The organism is Thermogutta sp., from assembly GCF_039793925.1.
Lineage (GTDB): Bacteria > Planctomycetota > Planctomycetia > Pirellulales > Thermoguttaceae > Thermogutta.
On sequence record NZ_JBAMME010000318.1, the window covers coordinates 1 to 1597 of the forward strand.

A 1597-nucleotide genomic window follows, 5' to 3' on the forward strand; every position below is an offset into this window, starting at 1 on the left:
CGGCTTGATTGGCGCACATGAACACGTAAAGGTTCTTTCTCTGGTACTCTTCGGCAATCATTTTCGCCGTTTCCGGATCGGGTGCCGCCCCCACGATGGCAGCGAAACCGGGGGCGCTGCCGTCCACGAACTCGATGCCGCGCTTGCGCATGATAGTGTCGTCCGCGGCACCCACCCACAGCTTTCCGGCTTCCACGTCCGGATCCTCCACGGCTTGATAGAAATCCGGATCTTCCACGTAGCGGATGGCTTCAAAAATCTCTTCGGCCAGGATGGCCGCCATCCCGGCATCCAACGTGCCGCCGAGGTACGGCGTATGGATCCGCCCCTTGATGTGCGGCGGCAAGAGTTTCTTGCATCGTTCCAACACGGGTTCGGCATCGGCCAGCTTTTCCACCTTGATGCCCAAGATGGAGTAAATGATCGGCAGATAATAGGCCGTGTTGGGGAATTCCAAGGGCTGGTTCGGGCCGTATTTGTCCATGGCCTCCTTGAACTTGCCCTCAACCTTGGACACGATATTATACGCACCTTGAATTGCGGCAAAAGCCACCAACCGAGACATAGGGAAACTCCTTTTCTTAAGGACACTGTCGTCCGTTCACCCGCGAACGAATCCGGCTCCGAGCCGGATTTTCTCCACAAAGGGCCCACCGGCTCCCGGAAGCCAAACCGGGGGCCCCTCACACGACCTAGTCCAGGGCGCGGCGGTCGGCCATATCGAAGAGCTTGCGTTCCCGCGGGCCCATGATCCCCAAGGCTTCCCGCTTCTTGTCGATATGGGCGATCATCATGTGGGCCATCTCGTAAGGATCCGTCGCAAAACCCCACTTGCCGAAGCCCATCTCCTCCAGCCCCTCGAAAAGGAGCTTGTGGAACTTGGTCCCCTCAAGCGTCGGGAACGTCACCCCAAAGACCGTAAAAACCCCCGAGGCCACAAAGTACTGCCCGATGCTGATGGCCTTCTCGCTCATCCATTCCGGAGCCGCCCCCGCCACGGGAAGATCCGCAATGCTGTTGCCCAACCCCCCCACGCGCACCATCTCCGCGCAGGCGATGAGAATGCGGCTGTTGTCCACGCAGGAGCCGCACCCGAGAACCGGCGGCATGCCCACCGTCTCGCACACTTCCGCCAACCCGTCTCCGGCCAAAACCGCCGCATCCGGCTTCATGAGGCCCGCCTTGGCCAAAGCGATCTGCGAACAGCCCGTCTGCACCACCAAGACGTTGTTCTTGATGAGCTCTTTGACCAGCTCCACATGCACCCAGTCCTGCTTCACCCGCGGGTTGGTACAGCCCACAACACCCGCCACACCCCGGATCCGACCGTTGATGATGTTTTCGTTGAGCGGCGTGTAGCTTCCCCGAAACGTCCCGCCCAGCATGTAGTTGATATACTCGTGGCTGAACCCGTGCACGCCCATGTCCCGGCGCTGCGGAATGACCACCCGGCCCGGCCTGTTCTTGAACCGCTCGATGGCCATCTCCACCACCTTGTTCGTGCACTCCCGCGGATGGTGCTCATGAAACTCGATGTGCTGCGCCCCTTCGATCTTGGCCCGCGGGTTGGTGGTGAAAAACTTCGTCCCGTAGCACT

1 protein-coding gene and 1 pseudogene are annotated in these 1597 nt (G+C 60.3%); both read right to left on the bottom strand.

The window, feature by feature from the left end:
* The coding region (locus ABJK56_RS17405) for a hypothetical protein (protein ID WP_347245953.1) at positions 1-565 on the bottom strand (565 nt) is incomplete at its 3' end.
* A gap of 127 nt (positions 566-692) precedes the next feature.
* A pseudogene (locus ABJK56_RS17410) lies at positions 693-1597 on the bottom strand (carbon monoxide dehydrogenase); the annotation flags it as partial.